Consider the following 7,633-nt stretch of genomic DNA (forward strand, 5'->3'; position numbering starts at 1 on the left):
ACCAACCAGCAGCTGCTGGTGGACCTGCTCAAGCATCCGGACTTTATCGACGGTCAATTCAGCACCGGATTTATCGCCGAGCACTTCAGTGACATCACCCAGCCGAAAGCGACGGCCGAACAACTGGCCCTGGCCGCCGCGCTGTTTTATCAGCACGGCGCCAATCAGCATGCCCAGGGCCTTGCGGGATGGCGCAACAACGCTGGCGCCCCCAGCACTTATCGCCTGGAAGCCCATGGCGACATCCACACCGTCACCGCCGAGCCGCTGCAATTGAGCACCGACGGTCGTCACGCCACCCTGATACTCAACGGCATACGTCGACGTATCGCCTACCACCTCGACGGCAACCACCTGTGGCTGCCCGGCCTTACGGTGATCAATCGCACCCAGCACGTCGCCAGCCGCCAGGCCGATGCCAGCGGCGGTACGGTCAAGGCGCCGATGGACGGTGCCATCGTCGATGTACATGTCAGCCATGGCGACCGCGTGACCAAAGGCCAACTGCTGCTGGTGCTCGAAGCCATGAAAATGGAGCACCCGCTGATTGCCGGGGTCGATGGCGTGGTCAAGACGCTGCAGGTGGTGACGGGCGACCAGGTGCGCAATCGCCAGGTGTTGCTGGAGATCGAATAAGGCCTGGGCGGAACTACGCGGCCGGGCTACGCTCTATCCCCATCAGGAAGGGATGAGTACGGGAACCTGCGCGATGCCTCATTGGCTGATTATTGACCTTGAAGCCACAACGGATGAAGGCGGCTGGCCCGTGACGGAGATGGAAGTCATCGAGATCGGCGCGAGCCTGGTGAACCGCCAGGGCCGCGAGCTGGATCACTTCCAGCGCTTTGTGCGGCCGTTGCGCCGTCCATTGCTGACGCCCTTCTGCCGCCAACTGACCCACATCACCCAGGCCAACATCGACGCTGCGGCGCCGATCACCGAGGTGTGGCCGTTGTTCGAACGCTGGCTGGGCCAGCACCAGGCACGCCTGGAAGGCTGGGCCAGCTGGGGCGACTACGACCGCGCGCAGCTGGAGCTGGAGTGGCAACGCCATGGCCTGGCCAGTGCGCTGGCCCATACGCCCCACGTGAACCTCAAGCAGCGCTTTGCCAAGGCCCGGCGCCTGGACAAGCCGCTGGGGCTCAACGGCGCGCTGCAATTGGCGGGCATGCAGTTCCATGGCCAGCAACACCGGGCGCTGGAAGACGCGCGCAACACCGCACGCCTGCTGCCGTTGATTTTGCCGGTCTAGGCAGCCTCCGCTGGCTTGGGCATACTGGCCGCCCTTTTTCCGAAATACTGCTCACCCGTAGAAGCCGGAAACTGTGGCGAGCAAGCTTGCTTGCGCTGGGGTGCGAAGCGCCCCCAAAAGCCGGAGACTGCTACGCAGTCCACGGGAGCAAGCTCCCTCGCCACAGCAAGCCGGCTCCTAAGGGGGGCGGGAAGCCTTAACCCATTTTCCGAGGATTCGCCCATGTTCAAAGTCAACGAGTACTTCGACGGCACCGTCAAGTCGATCGCTTTCGGCACCGCTGAAGGTCCGGCGACCATCGGCGTGATGGCCCCGGGTGAATACGAGTTCGGCACCGCCCAGCGTGAAATCATGCACGTGGTGTCCGGCGCCCTGACCGTCAAGCTGCCAGACGCCGCCGACTGGGAAACCTTCGCCGCCGGCAGCCAGTTCAACGTACCGGCCAACAGCAAGTTCCAACTGAAGGTCGCCGTCGACACCGCTTACCTGTGCGAATACCGCGGCTAACCTTCTCCGGCCGTCAAAAAAATGCCCGTCTCTCGCGAGACGGGCATTTTTTATTCCAGGATCGTCACCGGCATGCCTACGGCCAATTGGCCGATGCCGTCGTTGACCAGGTTCTGGCCGAACATCACGTCACCGCCCTGCTCGCGATAGGTCTTGAGCGTGGCCAAGGGCTCGCGGTCGGCACTGCGTTCGCCGCTGGCCGGATCGATAGTGGTGAGGATGCAGCGCGAACAGGACTTGACCACGCGAAACTCCACGTCGCCGATGCGCACGCGTTTCCAGGTGTCTTCGGCGAACGCCTCGCTGCCCTCGATCACCAGGTTGGGACGAAAGCGCAGCATTTCCATGGGGCGACCGATGCGTTGGGAAAGGTCGTCCAGCGACGCCTGGCCGATCAGCAACAGCGGGAAGCCATCGGCGAACCCGACCTGGTCGTCATCCTTGCCGTAACCGGCCTCGGTGGTGCGTGCACGCTCCAAAGGCACCTGCACCAGGCGTGTGGGTTTGCCGATGAAATCGCTGACCCAGGCTGCGGCTTCATCGCCGGCGTCCGGTACACGCAGGTTGTCACGCCAGATGGTCACGCCGCGCAACTCGGCCTCGCTGCCGGGCAATGCCACGTCCAGCGCGGTCTGGCCCGGGGTGCTCAGGGTGAGGCCGCCGCTGCTGTTCCACAGGGCAGACAACTGGCTCATCTTGGCCACGGCGCGCTGGGTGAGGAAACGCCCGCTGGCTTCATCCACCAGCATCCAGCGTCGGTCACCGTCCAACCCCAGTTTATCCAGGCCGATCTGCTGCAAGGTTTCGGCCTTGCCGGACTTCAAGGGGTAACGGTACAACGCGCTGAGACGAAGCATGGGCCTGCTTTCCTGCAAGAATAAAACGCCACCCTATCCCAAACACGCCCGTCTTTGTAGTGAGCGGGTTTACCCCGCGCCGCCGTGTGCCAGTTAACGCTGGGCCGCCTGACACGACGCCGCGCGGGGCGAGCCCGCTCACTACAAGTTACCGTGCGGGCTGTCAGGCAGGGGCGTGGTCGAGCATCAGGCGCTGGCGCACCACGTCCACCAGTTTGTCCGGCTGGAACTTGGACAGGAAGTTGTCGCAGCCGACCTTCTTCACCATCGAATCGTTGAAGCTGCCCGACAGTGAGGTGTGGAGCACCACGTAGAGCCCACGCAGGCGTGGGTCGTTGCGGATCTCGGTGGTGAGGCGGTAACCGTCCATCTCGGGCATTTCGGCGTCGGTGAAGATCATCAGCAACTTGTCTGTCATCACCTGGCCGCTGTCGGCCCAGGCCTTGAGCATGTTCAGCGCCTTGAGGCCGTCACTGGCAATGTGCATCTTCACCCCCAGTTGGCCAAGGGTGTCACGCAACTGCGACAGGGCCACGTTGGAGTCGTCCACCAGCAGCACTTCGCGGCCACGGGCGCGCTCGAGCACCGGGTCTTCGAGTTTTTCGCGGGAAACCTTGGCGTTGTACGGCACGATCTCGGCGAGGACTTTTTCCACGTCGATGATTTCCACCAGTTGGTCATCAACCTTGCTGATGGCGGTGAGGTAATGCTGGCGGCCGGCACTGCTCGGCGGCGGCAGGATGGCTTCCCAGTTCATGTTGACGATGCGGTCGACGCCGCCCACCAGGAACGCCTGCACCGAGCGGTTGTATTCGGTGACGATGATGGTGCTGTTCGGCCCCGGCACCAGCGGGCGCATGCCGATGGCCTGGGACAGGTCGATCACCGGCAGGGTCTGGCCGCGCAGGTTGACCACGCCGCAGACGAACGGGTGCCGCTGGGGCATCAACGTCAGCTTGGGCAACTGCAGAACTTCCTGCACCTTGAACACGTTGATCGCGAACAGCTGGCGCCCGAACAGGCGGAACATGAGGATCTCCAGGCGATTCTCACCCACCAGTTGCGTGCGTTGATCTACCGTGTCGAGAATGCCGGCCATTAAAAGCTCCTGATGGGCGCGTGGGTTCGCGCTGAGAGAATGTGCTGCTCACTAAGGTTTGTTATCGGCGGCAAATGCCAGACCTTGACCCCCGTAAAATGCCACGTAAATTCATTGATGTCACACTGACATCATGCTTTACTGCAACGGCCTCTCCAGACGGCATCACAGCGACGTCGCGCGACATTCAAATCGACGCGAGGTTCCACCCTGTAAGGGATTCCCCTATACACAATCAGGCCCAACCTGATATTCGCGATATCTAATAGCCATTAATGTGACGCCATTCTCATTGCATGAATGGAGTCAGGCTTTTGTTTGCCATCCCAAGCCCTCGGCCCACGGGTCTTCCAGACATTCACGTGGCGGCAACTGAAGTTGTGCAATCGCCCCTGATAATGAGGGCCGCGCACGGCTTTCGTGATCATTCAAATAAGCGTCCTACTGAAATCCCAGAAACGGGCTACAGATTTCAGTCATATTTCAGCGGTAGTTTTAAGCCATTCACCCGATGCGGCATCTCATCACCGGACCTAATGTTGCGGAGACTTGCATGATGAATAACGCGAACGAATGGCAAACTGCACTTCCCGATTTTTTGCTTGAAGCAGAAATGCTGCTGGCCAAGTCGGAAGAGTGCCTGAACCATTTGCACTTGATTCGCAACGACAGCGACGCCATAGACTGCATGAAAGCCAGCCTCGCCAAACTGGCCGAAAAGGCCGAAGGCCTGGCCCTGCAGGCGATCAGCGAGTTCTCGCGTCACATTCAGTACCTGATTGCCAATGCCGCAAGCCCCATGCAGTTGCATGACCAGGCGCTTGATGCCTTGCAGGACTGTTTGAGGTTGTTGGCCTGGCAACTGGAGTTGATCGACATCCGCACTGGAGAATTAGGGCTGGATGAAACCGAGCAAACAACGCTGATTGCGACTGTCACCTTGCAAATCCCACAAAAAGACTTCGGTTATAAACCGCAGCAGCGCATGCACCACGCGTCTTGAGTGTCGAACAGGTCGTAATTAATAGGCGAGTTATCTAAAAACGACCGTCAGCCTAAACGGACGCTACGTCATTGCGGGCAATACATATCAATTAGCCATCAGCGCAATAATGGTACAAACCAACTTTATAAATACAACTGCCCTCTCTTTAGAACTCTGGGATTACCGCCCAGGGCGTCTGCGTGGTTAATTAAGCCGGCCAAGAGAGGCGCCAGGCGACCAACGGTAATAGTGGTGGTACTATGCCCCGCTCGAAGTGACTCAACTTCATCATGTATAAAAACGATTCGGCACCGCATCCCAAACAGAGCCCTGTCAGCCGCCGTGACCGGTCTTCCCGCAGCGAACCTTCATTGGCTCCATCCGCTATGTACGCCAGCCTCAAGTCACTCATCGCAAGGTCCGTGTCCCGCAGCAATGCACGCCGTATGGTCCTTGCCCTGTGCCTGTGTTCGCTGCTGGTCAGTGTGTGGGCCTACGCGCGCTCGGCGCCGCTGCCGTTGCTGATCCTGCTGCTCAACGCGGCGACCCTGATCGTGGTGGGCCTGCAACAGTGGAGCTCGCGCAAATCGATCAAGTTCCAGCCGCAGGAACTCGCCGACCGCCTGCTGCAGGTCCAGGAAAACGAACGCCATCGCCTCAGCCGCGAACTGCATGACGACATCGGCCAGTTGCTCACCGCCGCCAAGCTGCAAAGTGAATGGCTCAAGCGTCGCCTGCCCGAAGACCTGCAAAGCAGGTGCAGCGTACTGTGCAACACCCTGAACGAAACCCTGGCCAAGGTGCGCGACGTGTCCGCCATCCTCAACCCACGGCAGCTGGCCAGCCTGGGGTTGGAGGCGAGCCTGCGCGCGCACCTGCTCAAGACTCTGGAAAACACCTCGATTCACTGGAGCCTGGAATGCCAGCAACGGCTGACCGGCATCCCGGAAGAAATGGCCGTCGCGGCCTTTCGTATCACCCAGGAAGCGGTGACCAACATGCTACGCCACGCCCAGGCGCGCAATCTGTTGGTACGCCTGCAACGCCTGCCCGAAGGCCTGTCGCTAAGTATCTGCGATGACGGCCAGGGCTTTTCGCCCGCCATCAACCCCGGCCTGGAAGGCCAACGGGGCATGGCCGGCATGTCAGAGCGGATCGATCAGCTTGGCGGCTCATTGACCGTCAGCAGCCAACCAGGCAAAGGGACACGGATCGACGCGCTTTTCCCCTGGGCGCCCCGCGCCCTCGAACGGGCCAGTTCCCCTAAGGTTCTCGAGTGACCTGCAAATTACTCCTGGTGGATGACCACGCACTGATCAGGGCCGGCGTACGCGCGCTGGTCCAGGATATCGATGGCTATACGGTAATCGGCGAAGCCAGCGATGGCGCGCAATTGCTGGAAAAATTCAGCGCCCTGCAGCCTGATATTGTGCTGCTGGACCTGTCGATGAAGCACACCGGTGGCCTCGACGCCCTGCAGCAGCTCAAGGCCGCCTACCCCAAGAGCAAGGTGCTGATCCTGTCGATGCACACCGACCCCGAGCTGATCATGCGCGCGCTGGAATGCGGCGCCCATGGCTACCTGCTCAAGGACACCACCGCCAACGAGCTGGAACACGCCCTGGCGGCCCTGCGCAACAACGAGCGCTACCTGAGCCCGGCCATCGCCCATACGGTGATCAACCAGGCGCTGGTGCGCAGCCAGGGCCCGGCCTCCCCTGCCGCCCACAGCCATAACCTCACCGCTCGCCAGCTGGAGATCCTGCGCTTGATCGTGCGCGGCAAATCCACCCGGGAGATCGCCCACGGCCTGGGCCTGAGCATCAAGACCGTGGAAGCACACCGCTCGCAGATCATGAAACGCCTGCAGATATTCGATGTGGCGGGTTTGGTGTTATTCGCCGTTCGCGAGCAGATCATCAGCCTGGACGACTAGGGGCGAACCCTCCGGCAGGTGCACGCGCAACGCCTTGGGCAAGGCGCTGAAGCGCAGGTCGTCGCCCTTGAGCGGCTCGCCGTCGAGGTTGATGTACAAGCCTTCGGCCACCTTGATCTCCACCCACGGCAGGCGCGCCCGTACAAACAGGTTGTCCAACCCCCAGCCATCGGTCATCAGGGTGAGCAGCGTGCCGACCACCTCCTGAGGCGCCGGCAGGATGCTGATGTCCAGCAGGCCGTCATCGGCCAACGCCCCCGGGCACAGCACATGCCCACCGCCTGCCTGGCGGCCGTTACCGATGCCCAGCGCGAGCAGGTCGCCCTTCCAATGGAAGCCCGGGCCTTCCAGTTCACCGTAGGCCGCCTTTAACTCGCTGAAGCGGGTCAGGCCGGTGAACAGATAGGCGGCGCCGCCGAGGACTTTTTTCAGGTCTTCGGAGGTGTTGGCGGTGACCTGGCTGCCGAAGCCGCCGGTGGCCATGTTGAGGAAGATCTGCCCACCGGCCTGGCCGAGGTCGATCGCCCTGGGCGGCACGTCCAGCAGCGCCAGTGCTTGGGCGGGCTCCAGGGGTACACCGGCGGCTTTGGCGAAGTCGTTGGCGGTACCCAGGGGCATCATCACCAGGCTGGCGTCGGTCTTGGCCAAGGCCATGGCTTCGGCCACGTCGCGCAGGGTGCCGTCGCCGCCGCCGGCGATGATATGGGTGTAGTTGCCTTCCAGGGCTTCGTTGACCAGGCGTTGGGCGTCGCCGCCTTCCCAGGTCACCCGTACTGCCAGCTCCCAACCTTGTTCACGCCGGGCTTGCACGGCGGCGCGTACGTCCTCGTTCAGGGCTTGCTTGCCGTGGAGGATGAGTAGGGCTTTGGGGGTGGTCATGGGGTGAATCTCCTGATTCGAAGGTGCTTGGAGGATGTGGACCTTTGGGGAGGGGGATTGGTTTGGTTTACCGGGTGTATATCCGTTATTTAGGTAACGGCTGGTATGGGTTCCGCCC

The 7,633-nt window shown here is 61.6% G+C and carries 9 protein-coding genes; 6 read left to right on the plus strand and 3 right to left on the minus strand.

The window, feature by feature from the left end; genetic code table 11:
• From HX803_RS31105 to HX803_RS31115, 3 genes are all read left to right on the plus strand, one after another.
• Positions 1-636, plus strand: a 636-nt coding sequence (locus HX803_RS31105) for a biotin/lipoyl-containing protein (RefSeq protein WP_178925915.1), incomplete at its 5' end; no start/stop codon positions are given.
• A 73-nt stretch (positions 637-709) separates the two neighbouring features.
• Complete coding sequence (locus HX803_RS31110) at positions 710-1,252, plus strand: exonuclease domain-containing protein (RefSeq protein ID WP_178925916.1); 543 nt, start codon at positions 710-712, stop codon at positions 1,250-1,252.
• 222 nt (positions 1,253-1,474) lie between these two features.
• Positions 1,475-1,759: a pyrimidine/purine nucleoside phosphorylase gene (locus HX803_RS31115; protein ID WP_176998029.1), complete on the plus strand. Its 285-nt coding sequence runs from the start codon at positions 1,475-1,477 to the stop codon at positions 1,757-1,759.
• 50 nt (positions 1,760-1,809) lie between these two features.
• Here HX803_RS31115 and HX803_RS31120 read toward each other — a convergent pair whose 3' ends face one another.
• Positions 1,810-2,616: an MOSC domain-containing protein gene (locus HX803_RS31120; RefSeq protein ID WP_178925917.1), complete on the minus strand. Its 807-nt coding sequence runs from the start codon at positions 2,614-2,616 to the stop codon at positions 1,810-1,812.
• A 163-nt stretch (positions 2,617-2,779) separates the two neighbouring features.
• A complete protein-coding gene (locus HX803_RS31125) occupies positions 2,780-3,715 on the minus strand; it encodes a chemotaxis protein CheV (RefSeq protein WP_178925918.1) in 936 nt (311 codons plus the stop codon).
• A gap of 553 nt (positions 3,716-4,268) precedes the next feature.
• Between HX803_RS31125 and HX803_RS31130 the strand changes: the two genes are divergently transcribed.
• The 3 genes from HX803_RS31130 to HX803_RS31140 all read left to right on the plus strand — a co-directional run bounded on the left by HX803_RS31130 (position 4,269) and on the right by HX803_RS31140 (position 6,636).
• Positions 4,269-4,718, plus strand: a complete 450-nt coding sequence (locus HX803_RS31130) for a hypothetical protein (RefSeq protein ID WP_178925919.1) — start codon at positions 4,269-4,271, stop codon at positions 4,716-4,718.
• Between the two features lie 368 nt (positions 4,719-5,086).
• Positions 5,087-5,980, plus strand: a complete 894-nt coding sequence (locus tag HX803_RS31135) for a sensor histidine kinase (RefSeq protein WP_178925922.1) — start codon at positions 5,087-5,089, stop codon at positions 5,978-5,980.
• Complete coding sequence (locus tag HX803_RS31140) at positions 5,977-6,636, plus strand: response regulator transcription factor (RefSeq protein ID WP_178925920.1); 660 nt, start codon at positions 5,977-5,979, stop codon at positions 6,634-6,636. The genes HX803_RS31135 and HX803_RS31140 overlap by 4 nt, the downstream gene beginning before the upstream one ends.
• Here HX803_RS31140 and yegS read toward each other — a convergent pair.
• Positions 6,595-7,515, minus strand: coding sequence for a lipid kinase YegS (gene yegS, locus HX803_RS31145; protein WP_178925921.1), 921 nt, complete (start codon positions 7,513-7,515; stop codon positions 6,595-6,597). The genes HX803_RS31140 and yegS overlap by 42 nt on opposite strands.
• Positions 7,516-7,633: the final 118 nt, after the last annotated feature.

The organism is Pseudomonas sp. P7548 (genome assembly GCF_013386585.1).
Lineage (GTDB): Bacteria > Pseudomonadota > Gammaproteobacteria > Pseudomonadales > Pseudomonadaceae > Aquipseudomonas.